The organism is Streptomyces sp. NPDC040622 (assembly GCF_055593965.1).
Genome location: NZ_JBVIXD010000006.1, coordinates 414,209 through 435,307 on the forward strand (window position 1 = coordinate 414,209; position 21,099 = coordinate 435,307).

The following is a 21,099-nucleotide window of genomic DNA, read 5'->3' on the forward strand; positions in this document are numbered from 1 at the left end:
CGTGGAGGGCCCTTTCGGTTGTTCGGGGACGTGCCGGATTCAGGCTCGGGCCCGGCGGAAGCGGCGTACCCCCGACGGCGTCACGACGGCGTGCACCTGCTGGTCGTGCGCCTCCACGGGGACGTGCGCGACCACTTCGGAGTCGTACAGGAGCACCACGAGAGCGGGGTCGACGGCTGCGCGCTCCAGGCGGGCGAGGACCCGGTCGTACGATCCGCCGCCCCGCCCGAGCCGCATCCCGCGCGCGTCCACGGCGAGCCCCGGCAGCAGCACGGCGTCCGCCTCGGTCACGGCGTCCGGCCCCAGGCGCGCCCCGGAGGGTTCCAACAGCGCCATCTTCCCGCTGTGTTGTACGCGCTCGAGCGAGTCCGCGCCGTCGTAGGCGGCCCAGTCCAGGTCGTTGTCGGCGAGCAGTACGGGCAGCAGGACGCGGGTGCCGCGCGCGTGGAGGGCGTCGAGCAGGGCGAGGGTGCCGGGCTCGCTCCCCACGGAGACGTACGCCGCGACGGTCCGCGCGTCGGCGAGTTCGGGGAGTTCCAGGGCGCGGTCGGCGAGAACCGAGGCCGCCTTTTGCGCGTCATCCACAGTCAACGCGCTTCTCACCGCGAGGACGTTCCGCCGCAACACGCGCTTGGTTGGCTGGCCCTCGGTGTCGGTACCGCTGGTTCCGTTCATGGGGATCTCACCATTCCTTCCATACGGGCGCATATGCCCATGAATTATCAGGACCCACAGATTCCGCACATACGCACCGGATATGGTGTCGCCATGACTGAGTCTCACCCCCCACACGCCAGGATCACCAAGGCGGTCATCCCCGCCGCCGGTCTCGGTACGCGCTTCCTGCCGGCGACCAAGGCGACGCCCAAGGAGATGCTGCCGGTCGTCGACAAGCCGGCGATCCAGTACGTGGTCGAGGAGGCCGTGTCCGCGGGGCTCGACGACGTCCTCATGATCACGGGTCGCAACAAGCGCCCGCTGGAGGACCACTTCGACCGCAACTACGAGCTGGAGTCGGCCCTCCTCAAGAAGGGCGACGAGGCGCGCCTCGCCAAGGTCCAGGAGTCCAGCGACCTCGCGACGATGCACTACGTGCGCCAGGGCGACCCCAGGGGCCTCGGTCACGCCGTCCTGTGCGCCGCCCCGCACGTCGGCCACGAGCCGTTCGCCGTCCTCCTCGGCGACGACCTCATCGACCCGCGCGACCCCCTCCTCGCCCGCATGGTCGAGGTCCAGGAGCGGCACGGCGGCAGCGTCATCGCCCTGATGGAGGTGGCCCCCGAGCAGATCCACCTCTACGGCTGCGCCGCGGTCGAGGCCACCGGGGACGGCGACGTCGTCAAGGTCACCGACCTGGTCGAGAAGCCTGACGCCGCCGACGCCCCGTCGAACTACGCGATCATCGGCCGCTATGTCCTCGACCCCCACATCTTCGGGATCCTGCGGACGACCGAGCCGGGCCGCGGCGGCGAGATCCAGCTCACCGACGCCCTCCAGCAGCTCGCCGCCGACGAGAAGATCGGCGGTCCGGTGCACGGTGTGGTCTTCAAGGGCCGCCGCTATGACACCGGCGACCGCGGCGACTATCTGCGTGCCATTGTCAGACTCGCGTGCGAACGTGAAGATCTGGGACCGGACTTCCAGGCCTGGCTTCGCAGTTACGTCACCGAGGAGATGTAGCACTTTGAGCAGCAGCACGACGACACCGATCACCGGCCAGACCCCGTTCTGGTCGGTGGAAGAGCATCTGGACGACATCCTCGGAACCGTCCGCCCGCTCGAACCCATCGAGCTCCAACTCCTCGACGCCCAGGGCTGTGTCCTGGTCGAGGACGTCACGGTGCCCGTCTCGCTGCCGCCCTTCGACAACAGCTCCATGGACGGGTACGCGGTACGGGTCGCCGACATCGCGGGCGCGAGCGAGGAGTTCCCCGCCGTCCTGACGGTCATCGGCGACGTGGCCGCGGGCGCGGGCGAGCAGCCCACCGTCGGCGCGGGCCAGGCCGCCCGCATCATGACCGGCGCCCCGCTGCCGCCCGGCGCCGAGGCCGTCGTGCCCGTCGAGTGGACCGACGGAGGCCTGGGCGAGGGCCCCGTCTCGGGGATGCGCGCCCACAGCGCCGCCCCGGAGGGCGCCTCCGGAGAGGTCCGCGTGCACCGGCCCGCCGAGGCACGCGCGCACGTCCGCGCACGCGGCAGCGACGTCAAGGCCGGTGACCGTGCGCTGGCCGCGGGAGCCGTCCTCGGCCCCCCGCAGATCGCCCTGCTGGCCGCGATCGGCCGCGGCACCGTGAAGGTGCGCCCGCGCCCGCGCGTGGTCGTCATGTCCACGGGCAGCGAACTGATCCAGCCGGGCGAGGACCTGGCGAGCGGTCAGATCTTCGACTCCAACAGCTTCGCGCTGACCGCCGCGGCCCGTGACGCCGGAGCCATCGCCTACCGCGTGGGCGCCGTCGCCGACGACGCGGAGACGCTGCGTTCCACCATCGAGGACCAGCTGATCCGCGCCGACCTCATCGTCACCACCGGCGGCGTGAGCGTGGGCGCGTACGACGTCGTGAAGGAGGCGCTGACCTCCATCGGCGACCCGGACGACGAGGACGGCATCGGGGCGGGCAGCGGCGTGGAGTTCCGCAAGATCGCCATGCAGCCGGGCAAGCCGCAGGGCTTCGGCTCCATCGGCCCCGACCACACCCCGCTCCTCGCGCTGCCGGGCAACCCGGTCTCCTCGTACGTCTCCTTCGAGCTCTTCGTGCGTCCCGCGATCCGCGCCCTCATGGGCCTGCCGGAGGTGCGGCGGCCCACCGCGCGCGCGGAGCTGGTGGCCGACAGGGCGCTGAACTCGCCCGCGGGCCGCCGTCAGTTCCTGCGGGGTCGCTACGACGCGGAGGCGGGCGCTGTGACGCCCGTGGGCGGCTCCGGATCGCATCTGATCGCCGCCCTCGCGCACGCGGACGCGCTGATCGTCGTCCCCGAGGACACCACGTCGGTGGAGCCCGGCGTGGAGGTCGAGGTGGTCCTGCTCGGCTGAGAGGGCCGCCCGCGCGGTACCGTGTCGCGCACAACAGGCCCGCGCGCCGCACCGCGCGGGGCCCGGACCGGGAGCGCACAGCACATGACCGCGATTTCCCGGGGGGACACCCCCGGAGCCCCTGAGCAGCAGCGACTGACCCACATCGACGAGGCGGGCGCGGCCCGCATGGTCGACGTGTCCGCCAAGGACGTGACCGCGCGCACCGCCCGCGCCAGCGGCCGCGTCCTCGTCTCGCCCCGCGTGATCGAGCTGCTGCGCGGCGAGGGTGTGCCCAAGGGCGACGCCCTGGCCACCGCGCGGATCGCGGGCATCATGGGCGCCAAACGCACGCCGGACCTGATCCCGCTCTGCCACCCGTTGGCCCTCTCCGGGGTGAAGCTCGACCTCTCCGTGGCGGACGACGCCGTCGAGATCCTCGCCACCGTCAAGACGACCGACCGCACGGGCGTCGAGATGGAGGCCCTCACCGCGGTGAGCGTCGCCGCCCTCACCGTGATCGACATGGTGAAGGCCGTCGACAAGGGCGCCGTCATCACGGACGTACGCGTGGAGGAGAAGACCGGCGGCAAGTCCGGGGTCTGGAGCCGCGAAGGGGCGCAGGCATGAGCGACCGGAGCACACCCGGGCAGGCGCGGCCCGCCGCGGACCGTCCGGCCGAGGGCGGCTACCGCGCGCTTGTCGTGACCGCGTCCAACCGCGCCGCCGCCGGTGTCTACCCCGACCGGGGCGGCCCGCTCCTCGCCGAGGGCCTGACCGCGCTCGGCTTCGCCGTCGACGGGCCCCAGGTCGTGCCGGACGGCGATCCGGTCGGCGCGGCCCTGCGCGCGGGCGTCGAGGCCGGCTACGACGTCATCCTGACCACCGGCGGCACCGGCATCTCGCCCACCGACCGCACCCCCGACGTCACCCGCGGCCTGCTCGACCACGAGGTGCCGGGCATCGGCGAGGCGATCCGCGCGTACGGCAGGGAGAAGGTCCCCACGGCCGCGCTCTCGCGCGGGCTCGCCGGGGTGGCGGGGCGCACGCTCATCGTGAACCTGCCGGGCTCCTCCGGCGGCGTACGTGACGGACTCGCCGTCCTGGAGCCGCTGCTGAAGCACGCCGTCGACCAGCTGCGCGGCGGCGACCATCCCGCTCCGCCCGGGGGTGCCAGCTGAACAGCCCCTCCTGGCCCGTCGAGCTGACGGACGGCGACATCGTCCTCCGCCCCATAAAGATGCGCGACCAGCGGGCCTGGCGCGAGGTCAACCGGCGCAACCGCGACTGGCTGCGCCCCTGGGAGGCCACGATCCCGCCGCCCACCCCCAGCGGCCCGATCGTGCACCGCCCGACCTACCGTCAGATGGTGCGCCACCTGCGCGCGGAGGCGGGCGCGGGCCGGATGCTGCCCTTCGTCATCGAGTACCAGGGCCGTCTCGTCGGACAGTTGACGGTCGCCGGGATCACCTGGGGCTCGATGTGCTCGGGACATGTGGGCTACTGGGTCGACGAGTCCGTCGCGGGCCGCGGGGTCATGCCGACCGCCGTCGCGCTCGCCGTCGACCACTGCTTCCGGTCGGTGGGGCTGCACCGTATCGAGGTCTGCATTCGCCCCGAGAACACGCCGAGCCGACGGGTCGTGGAGAAACTCGGATTCCGCGAGGAGGGGCTTCGCCCGCGGTATCTGCACATTGACGGAGCGTGGCGGGACCATCTCGTCTTCGCGCTCACGGTCGAAGAGGTACCGGAAGGGTTGTTGCGCCGCTGGCACCAGGCGCGACCTCGGAACACTGCCTAGGCCGGTTTCCGACCCCCGTAAATGAAATAAGTGTTCGAAATAGATCACCGAACGACCGTCTGAGGCGTGTATGAGTCTTGTCTCAGGCATTAATTTCACGCTCGCGGCGGCCGGTTGATCGCATCAGTCACAAAAAAAGTTCGAGATATCAGCCAGATCGTGCGACACACCGGCCCAATTGGCAGATGGCCTCACGGAAACCCCTCTACCGTGTGAGCGTGAGCAGCAGCGGCCTCATCTACGCAGTCATCGTCGGGGCCTGGGCCGCCTACTTGGTGCCGATGTGGCTCCGTAGGCAGGACGAGCTGAACGAAGCCCGTCCGACGGAACGCTTCAGCACCGCCATCCGGCTGCTTTCCGGACGGGCGGGCATGGAGCGCCGATACGCCAAGGACCTGCAAACGCGCTCGCCCGAGGACGGGGAGCCGCGCGACGAGACGGACGCCGCCACCGGATCGGTGGACGTCCGTTCCTTCGCCGCGCCTCCGACCGGTACGGCCGAGCCCCGACCGGAGCGGGCGGAGCCTCCCGCGGGACGGGCCGAGCCCGGCGCCCGCCAGAAGGCCCGCCCCGAGCGCGAACCCGAACCCGAGCGCGGGCGTGACCCCGAGCGCGAGCGCGGGCGTGCACCGGAGCGCGAACGTGAACACGCGCCGGCCCCCCGCCCCCGGGCGACGCCCGCACAGCGCGCCGCCTCGGCGGAAGCCGCCGCGCGCGCCCGGCGCACCAAGGTCCTCGCCAGGCGCCGTCGCACGACGGTGCTCCTCTTCCTCGCCTTCACGGTCGGCGCGGTCGTCGCCGCGGTCGGCGGGCTCGCCTTCCTGTGGGCGCCCGCCGCGCCCGCCGTGCTCCTGAGCACGTACATCGTCTATCTGCGCGGGCAGGAGCGGCGCCGCTTCACCTACACGATGGACCGGCGCAGGGCCGAGGCCGCGGCGCAGCGGCTGCGCGAGCGCCAGCCGCGCCGCAGGCCCGCGGAGGCCGGGCCCGTCGCCGACGGCCCCGCCGAGGACGGGCCGGGTCCCGGGACGGAGACCGGCCTCTCCGCGCTGGCCGCGGACCGGCGCGCCCTCGTCGAGCAGACCGACCACGCGGAGTGGGTCGACCAGCAGCGCGAGCGGCAGCGCGGCCCGGGCCGCGGCGACAGCTGGGACCCGGTCCCGGTGCCGCTCCCCACCTACGTGACCGCGCCGGTCGCCCCGCGCGCCACCGGCAACGTCGACCTGGGCGCGCCCGACGCCTGGAGCTCGGCACGTTCCAGCGCGGCGGAGCCGGCCGCCGAGTACGAGGAGCGTGCGGCGCACGCGGCCGAGCGGGAGCAGCCGGCCGGGAGCGGCGACGCCACCGCGGACCCCGGCGGCGTCGGTGACATCGACGGGACCGAGGGTGCCGACGCCGGTGGCGGTCGCAGCGACAAGCGCCGGGCGGCGTCCGCGCGGCGGGCCCGCGAGCGCGGCCGCACGCCGCTGTTCGACCAGTACGAGGACGGCGACCGGCCGCGTGCGGCCAACGAGTGAGGCACCGTGAGGTCCCCCCGGCTGACCAGCCAGGAACGGATTTCCAAGCACCCGGATCGGGATGCTAGAGTTTCACTCGTTGCAAGGGCCTGTGGCGCAGTCTGGTAGCGCACCTCGTTCGCATCGAGGGGGTCTGGGGTTCAAATCCCCACAGGTCCACCGCACATGAGATCCCGTCCAGTTCATCGAACTGGACGGGATCTTTCTTTGTGTGGGACGGGGGCGCCCGACCGCTCCCCATGTGTTCCGCGTCTCATGCGCCCCGTTCCGATGTGCTCCACGCCTCATGTGCGCCGCTCCATGTGTGTTTCATTCGGCTGTCGATACATTTGACGCATGTCGTCCCCTTTGCGGGCCGCCGTTCTGTGCGGCACCGCCCTCTCCGCCGTGCTGCTGGGCGGGTGTGCCGAGCCTCAGGGGCTGCGGGTGGAGGGGTCCGCGCTGCAGCCGTCGCGGGTGAGCGGGCCCGTCTATCTGGCCGACGCGGCGGGACGGCCGGTGCAGCAGCCGGCCCTGGTGGCGCTGACCGAGGCCGTCACGCTCTCCGAGCTGAGCTGGCGGGACTGGGGCGGGCCGACCGCGCGGGCCACCGGGAAGCTCAGCGGGCCGTGGTGCCTGCCCGGGTGCGCCGACAAGCCCTACGACGCGACGCTCACGCTCAGCGGTCTCGAACAGCAGGAGCGCGTGGCGTACTACCGGCGGGCCACCGTCGAGCCGACGAATGCGGAGGAACTGCCCGCGGTAGCGGTCAACGTGCAGTTCCAGGGGATCCGCCTGTCGGTCCCGGACCTCTGAGGGCGCGGGGAACCACATGGGACTGCGCACCAAGATCGGTATCGCCATCGCGGGCACCGCGGCCGTGGTGGCCCTCGTGATGGGCCTCCTCGTCCACCACCGCACCGTCGAGGCGCAGTACGCGGGCGCCCGTAGCCAGATCGGCGACCGGCTCCAGACCGCCGTGCAGGACCACGCGGCCGGGATCGACGGCGACCGCACCCTCATCGATCCCGTCGACCTGCCCGGGCCGCTCGCCGGGGCGGTGGCGAAGGGGCGGTGGGGCGTCTATCTGGACCGCAGCGGGCGGGTGCCGCAGATGTGGGCGGCGAGCAAGTACGGCAAGGAGGTCGTCGCCCTGAAGCGGCCCTACGACAGGGAGTCGGAGACCGTGCGGGACCTGGACCGGGTGCTGTGGATCTCCGGCGGCATCGGGACGGCGCTGGCCTGCGCGGCGGGACTGCTCGTCGCCACGCGGCTCGGGCGGCGCCTGCGGCGGAAGGCGGGGGCGGCGCAGCGCATCGCGGAAGGCGACCTGACGGCGCGTCTGCCGCTGCACGGCAAGGACGAGATCACCCGGCTGGCGTCCGCCGTGAACACCATGGCCGACGCGCTGGCCGCGCGGCTGCAGGCCGAGCGCGAGGTCACGGCGAACATCGCGCACGAGCTGCGTACGCCGGTGGCCGGCATGGTGACGGCGGCCGGACTGCTGCCACCGGGGCGCCCCTCCGAACTGGTGCGGGAGTCCGCGCAGCGGCTGCGGGTGCTGGTCGACGACGTCATCGAGGTCGCGCGGCTCGACACGGCGGGCGAGCGGGTCCTGTCCGAGACGTGCGAGCTGGGGGCGCTGGTGCGCAGATCGGCCGCCGCCGGGGCCGCCGGCGCCGAGGGGGTGACGGTCGACGTGGTGCGGGACGTGGCGGTGGTGACGGATCCGCGGCGGGTCGAGCGGGTCGTCGCCAACCTCGTCAGCAACGCGCTGCGGCACGGGGCGGCGCCGGTGGTCGTCGAGGTCGACGGCGGGGTGGTGCGGGTGCGGGACTCCGGGGGCGGATTCCCGGAACCGCTGCTGTCCGGCGGACCGCAGCGGTTCCGCAGCGGCGGCGGGGAGAAGGGTGTGGGGCTCGGCCTCGGTCTGACGATCGTGCAGGGTCAGGCGCGGGTGCTGGGCGCGGGCCTGCGCTTCAGCAATCCGCCGGGGGGCGGGGCGCTGGCGGATCTTGACCTGCGGTCGGCGGTGAGGGAGTAGGCAGGGAGTGGGCGGGCCGGGCGGGCCGGGCGCCCTGTGCGGGGTGGTTGTGGCTGGTCGCGCGGTTTCCCCGCGTGGCCTGGCCCCTGGGCCTTGGTGGGTGCTGGGTGGGTGGGTTCCTCCTTGCGTGGGTGGCTGCGGGTCCGTCGTGGCTGGTCGCGCAGTTCCCCGCGCCCCTGAAAGTCGGTCCGGTGTTGTGGCTGTCCTGGGTGGCTGGTCGCGCGGTTCCCCCCGCGCCCCTTAGAGCCGGTCCGGTGTTGTGGTTGCTCTGGTTGCTCTGGGTGGCTGGTCGCGCGGTTCCCCGTGCCCCGAAGGCCGCGCGCCCAGCCGCACGCGGCCCCGCCCGCAGTGGGGTGTGTCGTCAGAACGTCTTTGCGTAGCAGCGGCTCAGGTCGTCGAAGCGGTAGTGGCCGAACTTCGCGGGGGCGGGGGTGTAGCCGCTGGAGGTGTAGAGGGCTATCGCCTCCGGCTGCTTCGTGCCCGTCTCCAGGACCATGCGGACCCGGCCGGCCGCCCGCGCGTCGTCCTCCAGGGCCGCGAGTATGCGGCGGGCGAGGCCCAGGCCGCGGGCCTCCGGCGTGACGTACATCCGCTTCAGTTCGGCGTCGCCGTCCAGATACCCCTCCCCGTTCTCGTCCTGGGAGCGCCAGCCGCCCGTCGCCAGTGCGGTGCCCTGCTCGTCGTACGCGATGAGATAGAGGCCCCGTGGAGGCTCGAACATCGTGGCGTCGAGGGGGGTGACGTCGCCCTCGTCGCCGTAGCGCTCCGCGTATTCGAGCTGGACGCGGTCGTTGAGCCGGATCGCGTCGGGGTGCGCGAAGGTGACGGTGCGCAGGTGGATGGGGGTGGCGGTGTCCGTCTGGATAGTCATGCGCTCCATCGTACTTCTATGCGAAACGGATGATGGGGGAGTTTCCTGTGTCGGCTGCGCCGTCCAGTGTGCCGGTATCGTGCCGGGATGCTCACTGTGACCAGCGTGAATGTGAACGGGCTGCGGGCCGCCGCCAAGAAGGGTTTCGTGGAGTGGCTCGGCGGGACCACGGCCGACGTGCTGTGCCTCCAGGAGGTGCGGGCCGAGGAGAAGCAGCTGCCGGACGAGGTGCGGGACCCCGAGGGCTGGCACGTCGTGCACGCGCCCGCCGCCGCCAAGGGGCGGGCCGGCGTCTCGCTGTACACGCGCCGCGAGCCGGACCGGGTGCGGGTCGGCTTCGGGTCGCAGGAGTTCGACGGCAGCGGCAGGTACGTCGAGGCGGACCTGCCGGGCGTCACCGTGGCCAGCCTGTACCTGCCCTCCGGCGAGGTCGGCACGGAGCGGCAGGACGAGAAGATCCGGTTCATGGGGGAGTTCCTCGTGTACCTGAAGGACCTCAAGGAGCGGGCCGCCGCCGAGGGACGGCACGTCGTCGTCTGCGGCGACTGGAACATCGCCCACCAGGAGGCCGACCTCAAGAACTGGAAGGGCAACAAGAAGAACTCCGGCTTCCTGCCCGAGGAGCGCGCCTGGCTTGATGAGGTCTTCGCGGAGTACGAGGACGTCGTACGGGCGCAGCACCCGGGCGTCGAGGGCCCCTACTCGTGGTGGTCCTACCGGGGGCGCGCCTTCGACAACGACACGGGCTGGCGCATCGACTACCAGGTCGCGACGGCGGGTCTCGCCGAGCGCGCGGTGAAGGCGTACGTGGAGCGGGCGGCGAGCCACGCGGAGCGGTGGAGCGACCACGCGCCCGTGACGGTGGTCTACGACCTGTAGCCGACGGCCGCGGGCTCTGGTCCGGGCGAGTGGTCCGCCGCGGGACACGGTCACAAAGTCCGGCAGAAGGCTGTCCCGGGACCGGACGGCATGGCAGATTGCGGTCGCGTACATGACCAACTGTCAAGGTCCTTGGGGGACTTCGTGTCGGCCATGCCTTCGAGACGTGCCGTCGTGCTGGGCGCGGCAGGTGCCGGGATCGCGGCGGCGCTGCCCGCGGCGCGGGCGTACGGGGCGGGCGGCGACGGCGGCATTCCCGCCGGTACGCCGCCCGTTCTGCTGACCGAGCAGGCGAGCAGGCGCCTGCTCGTGCTCGACCCGCGCCGCCCCGTCTGGGACCCGACCGTCGACCCGTCCGTCGTGCGGTGGCAGTTCTCGCCGCTCGGTGACCCGCGCTACGCGGACCTGCGCCCGGCGGAGAGCTGGCTCTATCCGTGCGAGGCGAAGGTGCGGTTGCACCGGCGGCGCGCGTACGTCCTGACGACGGCGTCGTTCGGCTTCGCGGCCGTCGTCGAGCATCCGACGGGCCGCCGGTACTGGGGCACGGCGATCGGCCCCGGGGACGACCTCTTCAACCCGCACAGCATCGAGATCCTGCCCGACGGCAACGTGGCCGTCGCGTGCAGCACGGGCGCGCAGGTGCGGCTGTACGCGGCCTCGCGGGGGCCGCACGCCACGCGGTACGCGGCGGTGGAGCTCAAGGGCGCGCACGGGCTGCACTGGGACGGCGCGCGCGAGGTGCTGTGGGCCCTCGGCGACGACGAGCTGGTGTCGTACGCGGTGGGCGGCACGGCCGCGCGGCCCACGCTGACGCGGACGGCCGCGGTCGGGCTGCCCGTCGGCACGCCCGGCAGGACACCCGGCGGGCACGACCTCTTCCCGGTCGCCGGGCGGCCGGGGCGGCTGTGGGTGACGACCAACGCCGAGGTCTTCCAGTACGAGAAGCGCGGCGGGGTGTTCGTGCGGGACTTCGCCGGGGCCGGGACGATCTCGCGGAAGTCGGTGAAGACCGTCGGCGACGATCCGCGCACCGGGCAGGTCCTGACCACCGTGCCGGAGAGCGGGCTCGACGAGACCTGGTGGACGACGACGGTGAGCGTGCACCGGCCGGAGAGCGGCTACAAGTACGTCAACGGGGGGATCTACAAGGCGCGTTGGTGGCTGCCCGTCTGATCCCGGGTGGTCAGGTCTGGTTGAGGCGGCGGTCCAGGGCCATCGAGAGCTCCGCCTCCACCACGCTTTTGGCGAGCGGGCGCAGCTGGTCGATGTCGACGTCCGCCGTGGCGGGCGTGTGGGTGCGCATGATCGCGATGAACAACTCCGCGAGTGAGTCCGCGTGTTCGCGGACGCGCTGGCCCGCCTCCAGGACCGCGGACAGCGGAACTCCCTTGCGCACCAGGGTGGATGACGCCTCCAGGAGGCGGCGGCTGATGTGCACGAGCTCGTCGCCGTCCGTGCCCAGGTAGCCGAGGTCCATGGCGGCGGCGAGGTTCTCCGGGGTGACCTCGCCCGCGAAGTGGTCGGCGAGCTCCTCGGGGGTGAGGCGGACCGGCTGTTCCTCGCTGGGTTCGCCGAAGCCGAGGAGTTCGCCGACGTCGCGGCCCTTGTCGAAGGCGTCGGAGAGCTCGGCGATGCCGTTCAGGGTGTGGCCGCGCTCCAGGAGGGCGGCGATGGTGCGCAGTCTGGCCAGGTGGTGCTCGTCGTACCAGGCGATGCGGCCCTCGCGGCGGGGCGGCGGGATCAGGCCGCGCTCGCGGTAGAAGCGCACGGTGCGCACGGTGATGCCGGCCTCCCTCGCCAGCTCCTCCATGCGGTACTCGCGCAGGTCGCCGGCCGGTGCGCTCCCGTGTCCGCCTTCTCGTTCGTCTGCCACGTGGGAAGCCTATCCGGGTGCGGGGCGGTGGTACCGACGGTAACTTTCCCCCGCCCGCCCCCTACCCATGAGTACGCGACTGGCTTACGCTCCCAATTGCGCCAGTGACTACTGGCAGAGTTCAGTACTTCCGGGAGGCGGCGGAATGACAGAGCACGAGCACGTACGGGTGGCGGTGATCGGATCCGGATTCGGCGGCCTGGGAGCCGCCGTGCGGCTGCGCCGCGAGGGCATCACCGACTTCGTCGTCCTGGAGCGGGCCGGCGCCGTGGGCGGCACCTGGCGGGACAACAGCTACCCCGGCTGCGCCTGCGACGTGCCCTCGCACCTGTACTCCTTCTCCTTCGCGCCCAACCCGGACTGGCCGCGCACCTTCTCCGGCCAGGAGCACATCCGGGAGTACCTGGAACACGTCGCCGACACCTTCCGGCTCCGCTCCCACCTGCGCCTCAACACCGAGGTGACGCTGATGAGCTGGGACGCGGACCGGCTGCGCTGGGTGATCGAGACCAGCAACGGCACCTTCACCGCCGACGTCGTCGTCTCCGCCACCGGGCCGCTCTCCGACCCCAAGACCCCCGACATCCCGGGCATCGACACCTTCCCCGGCAAGGTCTTCCACTCGGCCCGCTGGGACCACGACTACGACCTGAGCGGCAAGCGCGTCGCGATGATCGGCACCGGCGCCTCCGCCATCCAGATCGTGCCCGAGATCCAGAAGAAGGTCGGCAAGCTCACCCTCTTCCAGCGCACGCCCCCCTGGGTGATGCCGCGCGCCGACCGCGCGATCACCGGCGCCGAGCGCTGGCTGCACAAGCAGCTGCCGTTCACCACCCAGGCCCGGCGCGGCCTGCTGTGGGGCATCAGGGAGCTGCAGGTCCAGGCGTTCACCAAGCGGCCCAACGAGCTCGGCATGGTCGAGCGGATAGCCAAGCGGAACATGCACCGGGCCATCAAGGACCCGGCGCTGCGGGCCAAGCTGACCCCGACGTACCGCATCGGCTGCAAGCGCATCCTGCTCTCCAACGCCTACTACCCGGCGCTCGCCAAGCCCAATGTCGACGTCGTCGCCAGCGGCCTGACCGAGGTGCGCGGCAACACCGTCGTCGCCGCCGACGGCACCGAGACCGAGGTCGACGCGATCATCTTCGGCACCGGGTTCCACGTGACGGACATGCCGATCGCCGACCGGGTCGTCGGCGACCAGGGCCACACCCTCATGGAGTCCTGGAAGGACGGCATGAACGCGCTGCGCGGCGCGACCGCGGCCGGCTTCCCCAACTGGATGACGATCATCGGCCCGAACACCGGGCTCGGCAACTCCTCCATGATCCTGATGATCGAATCCCAGCTGAACTACATGGCCGACTACCTGCGCCAGCTGGACGTCCTCGGTGGCCGCGCCGCCCTCGCCGCCCGCCCCGCCGCCGTGGACGCCTGGAACCACCGGGTGCAGGAGCGCATGAAGCGCACCGTGTGGAACACCGGCGGCTGCAACAGCTGGTACCTCGACGAGAACGGCGTCAACACCACGGTCTGGCCCGGCACGACCACCGAGTTCCGGGCGGCCACGCGCAGCGTCGACCTCTCCGAGTACGAGGTGCTCAGGGAGCCGAAGGCGCTGAAGTCCGTGCCGGACCCGGCCGCGGGCAAGCAGAAGCCGGGGACCGAGAAGGTCGAGGCCGGGGCATGAGCCGGCTGACCCATGTGACGAGTGGGCCCTACGCGCCGCCCGCCGCCGCGCGCGAGATCACCGCCGTCTCCGCCGACGGGGCCCGCGTCCACGTCGAGGTGCACGGTCCCGAAGGGGCGCCCGCCGTGGTGCTCGCGCACGGCTGGACCTGTTCGACGGCGTTCTGGGCCGCACAGATACGCGACCTCGCCGCCGACCACCGCGTCATCGCGTACGACCAGCGCGGGCACGGACGCAGCGCGGCGCCCGAGAGCACCGACGGCTACAGCACACGGGCCCTCGCCGACGACCTCGAAGCGGTCCTGACCGCGACGCTCGCGCCGGGCGAGAAGGCCGTCCTCGTGGGGCACTCCATGGGCGGCATGACGATCATGGCCGCGGGTGGCCGCGCCGCCGTGCGCGAGCACGCCGCCGCCGTCCTGCTGTGCAGCACGGGGAGTTCGGCGCTGGTCGCCGAGGCGACGGTCGTACCGCTGCTGCGGGCCGGCCGGGCGCGGACCCGGATCACGCGCTCGGTGCTCGGCTCGCGCGCCCCGCTCGGGCCCGTCACGCCGCTGGCCAGGCGCATCCTCAAGTACGCGACCATGGGCCCCGGTTCGGCGCCCGACCGCGTCGAGGCGTGCGCGCGGATCGTCCACGCGTGCCCCAGGGGTGTGCGGTACGGCTGGTCACACGTCCTCGAATCACTCCAACTGGACGTCGAAGTCGGCGATTTGAAGCTGCCGACCGCCGTCATCGCCGGAACGTCCGACCGGCTCACGCCCGTCGTGCACGCCCGGCGGATCGCCGCCGCGCTGCCGGAGTGCGTGGGACTCACCGAGCTGACCGGCGCCGGACACATGACGCCCGTGGAGGCGCCGGAAGCCGTCACCGGGCGGATCAGGGAACTCGTCGGAACGTACGTACAGGTCAAGGAGGGCGCATGAGCAGGGTCAGCCTGGAGGGACAGGTCGCGGTCGTCACCGGCGCGGCACGCGGAGTCGGCGAGCTGCTCGCCCGCAAGCTGTCGGCGCGCGGCGCGAAGATCGCACTCGTGGGCCTGGAGCCGGACGAGCTGAAGCAGGTGTCGGAGCGGCTGCACACGGAGTCCGCGCACTGGCACGCGGACGTCACCGACCACGTGGCGATGGCGCAGGTCGCCCAGGAGGTCAAGCAGCACTTCGGCAAGGTCGACATCGTCGTCGCCAACGCGGGCGTGGCCAGCGGCGGGCCCTTCCTGGAATCCGACCCCGACGCGTGGCGCCGCGTCATCGAGGTCAACCTCATAGGCAGCGCGGTGACCGGACGGGCCTTCCTGCCCGTCCTCATGGAGAGCCGCGGCTACCTGCTGCAGATCGCCTCCCTCGCCGCGATCACCCCGGCGCCGATGATGACGGCGTACTGCGCCTCGAAGTCGGGCGTCGAGGCCTACGCGCACGCGCTGCGGGCCGAGGTCGGCTACAAGGGCGTCAAGGTCGGCGTCGGTTATCTGTCCTGGACCGACACGGACATGGTGCGGGGCGCCGACCAGGACGACGTCATGAAGGAACTGCGGCAGCGGCTGCCGTGGCCCTCCAACAAGACGTATCCGCTGGGCCCCGCGGTCGACCGGATCGTCGCCGGCATCGAACGCCGCTCCAGCCACGTGTACGCGCAGTGGTGGCTGCGGGGCATGCAGGGCATCCGGGGCTACCTGCCCGCAGTCATCGGCGCGGTCGGCCAACGCGAGATGCGACGCTTCGAGCCGCGCCTCGGCTCGGTCTCGACCGGGCTGGTCGGGGCGGGGGGCTCGGCGGACGAGAGGGCGCGGGCGGGCGGCTGAGGGTTCTGGCCGGGGGCCTGACGTGCGGGGCTCGGACCCGCTGGCCGCCCCCCGGCGCGGGGGTGTCGCTTCCGCCCGCGGGGCGGGCGGTGGCGGCCGGGCCTGTCCCGCTGTGTTCCGCCCGAGGGCCGGTGGTGGGCAGCCCTGTCCCGCCGCTGCGCGGCGGATCGCTCCCACCCACCCACCCGACTCTCCGCACCGGGTGGTTGGGGTAGGGGCATGGGGCGCCGGGGCCTTGTCCATTGGGTGGGCGGGTGGCCGGGGAGAATCGCCGCGAAGCGGCGGCTTGTCGCGGAGGGCGTGCCGCAGGCGGCGGGTGGCTGGGCGGGTGGGGAATCGCCGCGCAGTGGGCGTCGCGGGATCGCCGCGAGCGGTGGTGGCTTGTTCGGTGAGCCGGTGTCGCGGGGCAAACGGGTGGGTGGGTGGGAAGGATCGCCGCGAAGCGGCGGCTCGGACCGGCCCCCACCGGCAGGCGACGAACGACGGCCCGCCACCCGCCCCGGGTCCCCGCACGTGGTGGACGACGGATCGCCGCCCTTGGTCACCGGGACGTGGTGGATGACAGCACGCCGCTCCGGGGCACCGGTACGTGGTGGATGACAGCACGCCGCTCCGGGTCACCGGTACGTGGTGGATGACAGCACGCCGCTCCGGGTCACCGGTACGTGGTGGATGACAGCACGCCGCTCCGGGGCACCGGTACGTGGTGGATGACAGCACGCCGCTCCGGGTCACCGGCACGTGGCGGACGACAGCACACCGCCCCCGGCCACCGGCACGTGGTGGACGACAGAGCGCCCCGCCCCGTCCCGCCCCACCGGCAGGTGCACGTGGAAGAGGCCCGCCCGGCGTCCCGGGGGGCCTCTCCTCGTTCAGGTACAGCGCAGCGCAACGTCAGGCGTCGTAGTCCTGGTTGAACTTGTCCTGCTGCTCCTGCGCCGCGTCCCTGGCCTGGTCGGGCGCCTGCGAAGAGCGCTCGCCCGCCTGGTCCTGGGCCTGCGAGGCACGCTCGCTCGCCTCGTCCTTGGCTCCGCTCGCGGAGTCCTTGGCCTTGTTGGCGAGGTCCTGAGCCTTGTCCTGGAACTGGTCCTTGATGCCCATGCGATTCACTCCCGGTTTTGGGTGAGGGGATTGGGCCTCGACCAGATTTACACGCTCGGACATTCCTCGCATTTCGATCATGGCGCGGCCCGTGAGGACGCGGCGGGGAACGGTCACGGGCGGGGCGGCAGAGGCGGCCTGCTGCGGTCCGGCACGTCCGAGTGACCGGGGGCCTCGGCGGCCGGATTCTGCTCGAGGAGATCCAGCGCGAGCCGTACCGCGTCGTCGAGTTGGGCGTGCCGCCCCTCCGCCCAGTCCAGCGGCGTCCGCAGGATGTCGAGGTCCGGGGGGACGCCGTGGTTCTCCACGGACCACCCGTACTCGTCGAACCAGCCCGCGTTCATCGGCACCGTGATCACCGTGCCGTCGCCGAGCGCGTGCCGTCCGGTCATGCCGACGACACCGCCCCAGGTGCGCTGGCCCACGACCGGGCCGAGTCCGAGCAGCTTGAAGGCCGCGGTGATCATGTCGCCGTCGGAGGACGTCGCCTCGTCGGCGAGGGCCACGACAGGGCCGCGGGGCGCGTTGGAGGCGTACGAGACGGGCTCGGCGTTGCGTGTCAGGTCCCAGCCGAGGATCTTGCGGGTCAGCTTCTCGACGACGAGTTCGCTGATGTGGCCGCCCGCGTTGCCGCGCACGTCCACGATCAGCGCGGGCTGGGAGACCTCCAGGCGCAGGTCCCGGTTGAACTGGGCCCAGCCCGAGCCGCCCATGTCGGGGATGTGCAGGTAGCCGCACTTGCCGCCGCTCAACTCCCGTACGACGTCCCGGCGTTTGGCCACCCAGTCCTGATAGCGCAGGGGGCGTTCGTTGACGAGGGGGACGATGGCGACCCGGCGGGACCTGCCCTCGCCCCCCGCGGGCCGGAAGGTGAGTTCGACCGTCGTGCCGCCCGCCGCCGACAGCAGGGGGTAGGGCCCGGCCACCGGGTCGACCTCGCGGCCGTCGATGTGCGTGAGGATCGCGCCCTCGCGGATGCCCGCACCGGCCAGCGGCGAGCGCGCCTTGGAGTCGGAGGAGTCGCCGGGCAGGATCCGTTTGACCATCCAGCCGTCGTCCCTGTGGACGAGGTTGGCGCCGAGCAGGCCCATGGCGCGCTGGTAGTGCGGCGGGCCCTCGTTGCGGCGGGCGGGCGAGACGTACGCGTGGGAGGTGCCCAGTTCGCCGAGGACCTCGCGCAGCAGGTCCGCGAACTCGTCGGGGGACGCGACCCGTTCGACCAGCGGACGGTACTGCGCGAGCACGCCGTCCCAGTCGATGCCGGACATCCCCGGGTCCCAGAAGTAGGCGCGGATGATGCGGCCCGCCTCGTCGAAGGCCTGGCGCCACTCGGCGGCCGGGTCGACCTCGTGCAGGATGCGGCGCAGGTCGATCCAGACGGTCGTGTCGCCGTCGCCCTGCTCGGTGGAGGGCACGGCGGTCAGGTCGCCCTGGTCGACGACCACGAGCCGCGAGCCGTCGCCGCTCAGCGCGAACCAGTCCAGGTGGTCGACGAGCTGGGACTTCTTGGCCTTGCTGATGTTGAAGTATTCGAGGGTGGGCCGCCCGGAGGTGTCGGAGGGGTTGGCGAAGGTCTCGCCGAGCGCACCCGAGATCGGCCAGCGCAGCCAGACCAGGCCGCCGCCGCTGACGGGGTGGAGCGCCGAGTACTTCGACGCGGCGACCGGGAAGGGCGTGACCCGCGCCTCCAGGCCCTCGACCTCCACGGTGGTGGTGCCGTCGCCCCCGCCGCCGTCGGCCGGGTCGAGGCCGCCCGCCACGGGACGCCCGTCGGGCAGCAGCGCGAAGGGGGAGGGGGTCGCGGACGACAGGGGTACGAGGTAGGGGCGGCAGCCCAGCGGGAAGGACAGGTCGCCGGTGTGCACGTCGTAGACGGGGTCGAAGCCGCGCCAGGAGAGGAATGCGAGATAGCGGCCGTCGCGGGTGAAGACGGGGTTCTCGTCCTCGAAGCGGCCGTTGGTGACGTCGACGATGATGCGGGAGCCGGGACCCTTGACGCGGGCCAGCTTGATCTGGCGCAGCGAGCGGCCGACGCCGGGGTGCGACCAGGTCAGCCAGGCGCCGTCCGGGGAGAAGGCGAGGTCGCGGACGGGTCCGTTGGCCGAGCGGATCAGCTCGGTGACCTCGCCTTCGGAGCCACCGGAGCCACCGGAGCCACCGGAGCCACCGGAGCCACCGGAGCCGCTGGAGCCGCTGGAGCCGCTGGAGCCGCTGGAGCCGCCGGAGCCGCCGGAGCCGCCGGAGTTTTCGGGGTCGTCCGCGTCGGCGGAGCCGCCTGCCGCGTCGGCGCCCGCGTCGGCGCCCACACCCGCATCCGCCGTGTCCGGCACGTCGATGAGGAGCAGGCGGCCGTCGTTCGACGCGATGGCCAGACGGTGGCCGTCGCGGTCGGCCACCAGTTCCTGGACGCGGCCGAGCCTGCCGCCCGCCAGCCGGAGCGGGGCGCGCTCGCCGCTGGCCCGGGGCAGGTGGGCGATCTCGACGGCGTCCTCACCGTCGGCGTCGGTGACGTAGGCGACCTGTCCGCCGGTGCCGAGCATCTCGGGGAGGCGGACCCGTACGCCCGGGGTGTCGGCGATGGTGCGGGCGGGCCCGTCGCGGTGGGTGAGCCAGTAGAGGGAGCCGCGCACGACGACGGCGCTGGCCCGCCCCGTCGTGTCCACGGAGAGCGCGTCGATGTGCTGCGCGGCCGGCACCTGGTAGACCCGCCGCCCGGGGCGCGGCCCGCCCAGCCGCACGTCGAGGCGGCGCGGCACGGAGTCCGCGGTGAGGTCGTCGACCAGCCAGATGTCGCCCGCGCACTGGTAGACGACACGGGTGCCGTCGCCGGCCGCGTGGCGGGCGTAGAACGTGTCGTGGTCGGTGTGGCGCCGCAGGTCGGAGCCGTCGGGCAGGCAGGAGTAGAGGTTGCCGACGCCTTCGTGGTCGGAGAGGAAGGCGATGCGCCCCGACACGAACATGGGGGAGTCCAGATGTCCGTCGAGGTCGGCGAGGATCTGCTCGCCGTGCATCCACAGGCGCCCCGTCGCGCCACCCCGGTACCGCTTCCAGGCGGCGGGTTCGTGCGGCGGCTTGCCGGTCAGGAGGAGCGTCTTGCGGTCGCTGTTGCCGTCGGCGTCGCTGTCGCCGTCGGCGTAGGCGTCGTCGGCGGTGACCGCGATGTCCCAGACCGGGCCCCAGGGCAGCTTGCCGCCCGGCGATCCGTCGACGGGCACGCTGTAGGCCCAGCAGAAGTACGAGAAGGGCTGGCCGTGCGAGGAGACGGCGAGGATGTCGCCGTCGGGGGACCAGCCGCAGACCCGGGTGTCGGTGCTGCCCCAGTAGGTGAGGCGGCGCGAGGGCCCGCCGTCGACCGGCGCCAGATGGATCTCCGGATCGAGACTGCGCCACGTCGTGTACGCGATGTGGCGGCCGTCCGGCGAGAAACGGGGGTGGCTCACCTTGGTCCGGTCGACGGTGAGCCGCCAGGCCCGCCCGGCCGGGGCGCCGTCGGGGGCCAGGGGGGCCACCCACAGGTCGTCCTCGGCGGCGAAACAGAGGCGGTCGCCGCTGAGGTGCGGAAATCGCAGGTAGGCGTGGTCTTCCTGGGCATCGTCGCGCGCGTCGGTCACCTCACCATGCTTTTCCGCCCCGCAGGCCGCGGCAACTTGTGCCGGGGGTGAAGAGGGCGCCGGGGGTGAAGGGGGACCGGGCAGCGGTGGGGGAGGGGGCCGCGGCGGGAGGGCGTGACGCAGCACACGTACGAAACGGTTTCGTTTCGCTGGGTCGGGGCGTACAGTCTTGGTGTACGAAACCGTTCCGTTTCTTTGCGGACAGGAGGTGGAGATCGTGACTGACATCGCGACGAAGCGCAGCAGGATCACACCCGAGCGCGAGGCCGAGCTGTACGCGGCCGTGCTCGACCTGCTCCGCGAGGTCGGGTACGACGGACTCACCATGGACGCCGTCGCGGCCCGCACGCGCTCCAGCAAGGCCACCCTCTACCGCCAGTGGGGGAGCAAGCCGGAGCTGATCGCCAAGGCGCTGCGGCACAACAAGCCGGTGTCCATCCAGGACATCGACACCGGGTCGCTCCGCGGCGACCTGCACGAGTCGGTCAAGCGGTCCGACGACTGTCAGATGGAGCGGGACGCCGCGCTGATGCGCGGCCTGTTCCACGCCATCCACGGCAACCCCGAACTCCACCAGGCGCTGCGCCAGTTGCTCATCGAGCCGGAGCTCAACGGTCTGGACGTGCTGCTGCGCAGAGCGGTGGAACGCGGCGAAGTGGCCGCGGACAACCCCGCGTTGGAGTTCGTCATCCACATGATGGTCGGCGGCTTCGTCGCCCGGGACCTCATCGAGGACCGCACGGTCGACAGTGAATTCCTGCTCTCCTACATCGACGCCGTGATTCTCCCCGCCCTCGGCGTCTGACCCACCCCGACCCCCGTACCTGACGCGACCGCTCACGTCGTCGGGCTGACACCCCCTGCTCTGCAGTCAACCCCGTCCTGCAGTCACCCCTGCGCTGCAGTCACCACGACCTGA

At 72.5% G+C, this 21,099-nt stretch carries 19 protein-coding genes and 1 tRNA gene; 15 read left to right on the plus strand and 5 right to left on the minus strand.

Going from position 1 to position 21,099, the window contains the following annotated elements:
* Nucleotides 1-39: 39 nt before the first annotated feature.
* Entirely contained in the window at nt 40-675 is a 636-nt protein-coding gene (locus ACZ592_RS19575; RefSeq protein WP_471582817.1) for a 5-formyltetrahydrofolate cyclo-ligase, read from the minus strand.
* Nucleotides 676-768: 93 nt separating this feature from the next.
* Here ACZ592_RS19575 and galU point away from each other — a divergent pair, with 93 nt between their 5' ends.
* The 9 genes from galU to ACZ592_RS19620 all read left to right on the plus strand — a co-directional run bounded on the left by galU (nt 769) and on the right by ACZ592_RS19620 (nt 8,351).
* Complete coding sequence (galU, locus tag ACZ592_RS19580; RefSeq protein WP_471582818.1) at nt 769-1,680, plus strand: UTP--glucose-1-phosphate uridylyltransferase GalU; 912 nt, start codon at nt 769-771, stop codon at nt 1,678-1,680.
* Nucleotides 1,681-1,684: 4 nt separating this feature from the next.
* Nucleotides 1,685-3,031: a molybdotransferase-like divisome protein Glp gene (gene glp, locus ACZ592_RS19585; RefSeq protein ID WP_471582819.1), complete on the plus strand. Its 1,347-nt coding sequence runs from the start codon at nt 1,685-1,687 to the stop codon at nt 3,029-3,031.
* 84 nt (nt 3,032-3,115) lie between these two features.
* Nucleotides 3,116-3,640 carry a cyclic pyranopterin monophosphate synthase MoaC gene (moaC, locus tag ACZ592_RS19590; RefSeq protein WP_471582820.1) on the plus strand — a complete coding sequence of 175 codons (525 nt, stop codon included), beginning with the start codon at nt 3,116-3,118 and terminating at the stop codon, nt 3,638-3,640.
* Entirely contained in the window at nt 3,637-4,191 is a 555-nt protein-coding gene (locus tag ACZ592_RS19595) for a MogA/MoaB family molybdenum cofactor biosynthesis protein (protein ID WP_471582821.1), read from the plus strand. The genes moaC and ACZ592_RS19595 overlap by 4 nt, the downstream gene beginning before the upstream one ends.
* Complete coding sequence (locus tag ACZ592_RS19600; RefSeq protein ID WP_471583013.1) at nt 4,188-4,811, plus strand: GNAT family N-acetyltransferase; 624 nt, start codon at nt 4,188-4,190, stop codon at nt 4,809-4,811. The genes ACZ592_RS19595 and ACZ592_RS19600 overlap by 4 nt, the downstream gene beginning before the upstream one ends.
* A 218-nt stretch (nt 4,812-5,029) precedes the next feature.
* The gene (gene sepX, locus ACZ592_RS19605; RefSeq protein WP_471582822.1) at nt 5,030-6,328 is read left to right on the plus strand and encodes a divisome protein SepX/GlpR; all 1,299 of its coding nucleotides are present in this window, start codon (nt 5,030-5,032) and stop codon (nt 6,326-6,328) included.
* Nucleotides 6,329-6,413: 85 nt separating this feature from the next.
* Nucleotides 6,414-6,487 (plus strand) — tRNA-Ala (locus ACZ592_RS19610).
* 177 nt (nt 6,488-6,664) lie between these two features.
* Nucleotides 6,665-7,123: a hypothetical protein gene (locus ACZ592_RS19615; protein ID WP_471582823.1), complete on the plus strand. Its 459-nt coding sequence runs from the start codon at nt 6,665-6,667 to the stop codon at nt 7,121-7,123.
* A gap of 16 nt (nt 7,124-7,139) precedes the next feature.
* A complete protein-coding gene (locus ACZ592_RS19620) occupies nt 7,140-8,351 on the plus strand; it encodes an ATP-binding protein (protein ID WP_471582824.1) in 1,212 nt (403 codons plus the stop codon).
* Between the two features lie 361 nt (nt 8,352-8,712).
* Here ACZ592_RS19620 and ACZ592_RS19625 read toward each other — a convergent pair whose 3' ends face one another.
* Nucleotides 8,713-9,222 carry a GNAT family N-acetyltransferase gene (locus ACZ592_RS19625; RefSeq protein WP_471582825.1) on the minus strand — a complete coding sequence of 170 codons (510 nt, stop codon included), beginning with the start codon at nt 9,220-9,222 and terminating at the stop codon, nt 8,713-8,715.
* 87 nt (nt 9,223-9,309) lie between these two features.
* Here ACZ592_RS19625 and ACZ592_RS19630 point away from each other — a divergent pair, with 87 nt between their 5' ends.
* Entirely contained in the window at nt 9,310-10,101 is a 792-nt protein-coding gene (locus tag ACZ592_RS19630; RefSeq protein WP_471582826.1) for an exodeoxyribonuclease III, read from the plus strand.
* A gap of 153 nt (nt 10,102-10,254) precedes the next feature.
* On the plus strand, nt 10,255-11,274 hold the full coding sequence (locus ACZ592_RS19635; RefSeq protein ID WP_471582827.1) for a DUF6528 family protein: 1,020 nt from the start codon (nt 10,255-10,257) through the stop codon (nt 11,272-11,274).
* A 10-nt stretch (nt 11,275-11,284) separates the two neighbouring features.
* On the opposite strand, the gene ACZ592_RS19640 is transcribed toward ACZ592_RS19635, so the two are convergent.
* Complete coding sequence (locus ACZ592_RS19640; protein ID WP_471583014.1) at nt 11,285-11,911, minus strand: MerR family transcriptional regulator; 627 nt, start codon at nt 11,909-11,911, stop codon at nt 11,285-11,287.
* Nucleotides 11,912-12,119: 208 nt separating this feature from the next.
* Here ACZ592_RS19640 and ACZ592_RS19645 point away from each other — a divergent pair, with 208 nt between their 5' ends.
* From ACZ592_RS19645 to ACZ592_RS19655, 3 genes are read left to right on the plus strand one after another with little or no spacing between them, the layout of a single operon-like run.
* Nucleotides 12,120-13,667 (plus strand): flavin-containing monooxygenase, encoded by a 1,548-nt coding sequence (locus ACZ592_RS19645; protein ID WP_471582828.1) that lies wholly within the window; start codon nt 12,120-12,122, stop codon nt 13,665-13,667.
* Nucleotides 13,664-14,593 carry an alpha/beta fold hydrolase gene (locus tag ACZ592_RS19650; protein WP_471582829.1) on the plus strand — a complete coding sequence of 310 codons (930 nt, stop codon included), beginning with the start codon at nt 13,664-13,666 and terminating at the stop codon, nt 14,591-14,593. Before ACZ592_RS19645 ends, ACZ592_RS19650 begins: the two co-directional genes overlap by 4 nt.
* On the plus strand, nt 14,590-15,468 hold the full coding sequence (locus ACZ592_RS19655; RefSeq protein ID WP_471582830.1) for an SDR family oxidoreductase: 879 nt from the start codon (nt 14,590-14,592) through the stop codon (nt 15,466-15,468). Before ACZ592_RS19650 ends, ACZ592_RS19655 begins: the two co-directional genes overlap by 4 nt.
* 894 nt (nt 15,469-16,362) lie before the next feature.
* Here ACZ592_RS19655 and ACZ592_RS19660 read toward each other — a convergent pair.
* The gene (locus tag ACZ592_RS19660; protein WP_471582831.1) at nt 16,363-16,569 is read right to left on the minus strand and encodes a hypothetical protein; all 207 of its coding nucleotides are present in this window, start codon (nt 16,567-16,569) and stop codon (nt 16,363-16,365) included.
* Nucleotides 16,570-16,682: 113 nt separating this feature from the next.
* Nucleotides 16,683-20,180 carry a S41 family peptidase gene (locus ACZ592_RS19665; RefSeq protein ID WP_471582832.1) on the minus strand — a complete coding sequence of 1,166 codons (3,498 nt, stop codon included), beginning with the start codon at nt 20,178-20,180 and terminating at the stop codon, nt 16,683-16,685.
* Between the two features lie 226 nt (nt 20,181-20,406).
* Between ACZ592_RS19665 and ACZ592_RS19670 the strand changes: the two genes are divergently transcribed.
* Nucleotides 20,407-20,985, plus strand: coding sequence for a TetR/AcrR family transcriptional regulator (locus ACZ592_RS19670; RefSeq protein ID WP_471583015.1), 579 nt, complete (start codon nt 20,407-20,409; stop codon nt 20,983-20,985).
* Nucleotides 20,986-21,099: the final 114 nt, after the last annotated feature.

Bases quoted from the DNA above. Each gene is read 5' to 3' on its own strand.
- ACZ592_RS19575 (WP_471582817.1), bottom strand. From the start codon at position 675: ATGAACGGAACCAGCGGTACCGACACCGAGGGCCAGCCAACCAAGCGC.
- galU (WP_471582818.1), top strand. From the start codon at position 769: ATGACTGAGTCTCACCCCCCACACGCCAGGATCACCAAGGCGGTCATC.
- moaC (WP_471582820.1), top strand. From the start codon at position 3,116: ATGACCGCGATTTCCCGGGGGGACACCCCCGGAGCCCCTGAGCAGCAG.
- ACZ592_RS19595 (WP_471582821.1), top strand. From the start codon at position 3,637: ATGAGCGACCGGAGCACACCCGGGCAGGCGCGGCCCGCCGCGGACCGT.
- ACZ592_RS19615 (WP_471582823.1), top strand. From the start codon at position 6,665: ATGTCGTCCCCTTTGCGGGCCGCCGTTCTGTGCGGCACCGCCCTCTCC.
- ACZ592_RS19620 (WP_471582824.1), top strand. From the start codon at position 7,140: ATGGGACTGCGCACCAAGATCGGTATCGCCATCGCGGGCACCGCGGCC.
- ACZ592_RS19625 (WP_471582825.1), bottom strand. From the start codon at position 9,222: ATGACTATCCAGACGGACACCGCCACCCCCATCCACCTGCGCACCGTC.
- ACZ592_RS19630 (WP_471582826.1), top strand. From the start codon at position 9,310: ATGCTCACTGTGACCAGCGTGAATGTGAACGGGCTGCGGGCCGCCGCC.
- ACZ592_RS19635 (WP_471582827.1), top strand. From the start codon at position 10,255: ATGCCTTCGAGACGTGCCGTCGTGCTGGGCGCGGCAGGTGCCGGGATC.
- ACZ592_RS19640 (WP_471583014.1), bottom strand. From the start codon at position 11,911: ATGGAGGAGCTGGCGAGGGAGGCCGGCATCACCGTGCGCACCGTGCGC.
- ACZ592_RS19645 (WP_471582828.1), top strand. From the start codon at position 12,120: ATGACAGAGCACGAGCACGTACGGGTGGCGGTGATCGGATCCGGATTC.
- ACZ592_RS19650 (WP_471582829.1), top strand. From the start codon at position 13,664: ATGAGCCGGCTGACCCATGTGACGAGTGGGCCCTACGCGCCGCCCGCC.
- ACZ592_RS19655 (WP_471582830.1), top strand. From the start codon at position 14,590: ATGAGCAGGGTCAGCCTGGAGGGACAGGTCGCGGTCGTCACCGGCGCG.
- ACZ592_RS19660 (WP_471582831.1), bottom strand. From the start codon at position 16,569: ATGGGCATCAAGGACCAGTTCCAGGACAAGGCTCAGGACCTCGCCAAC.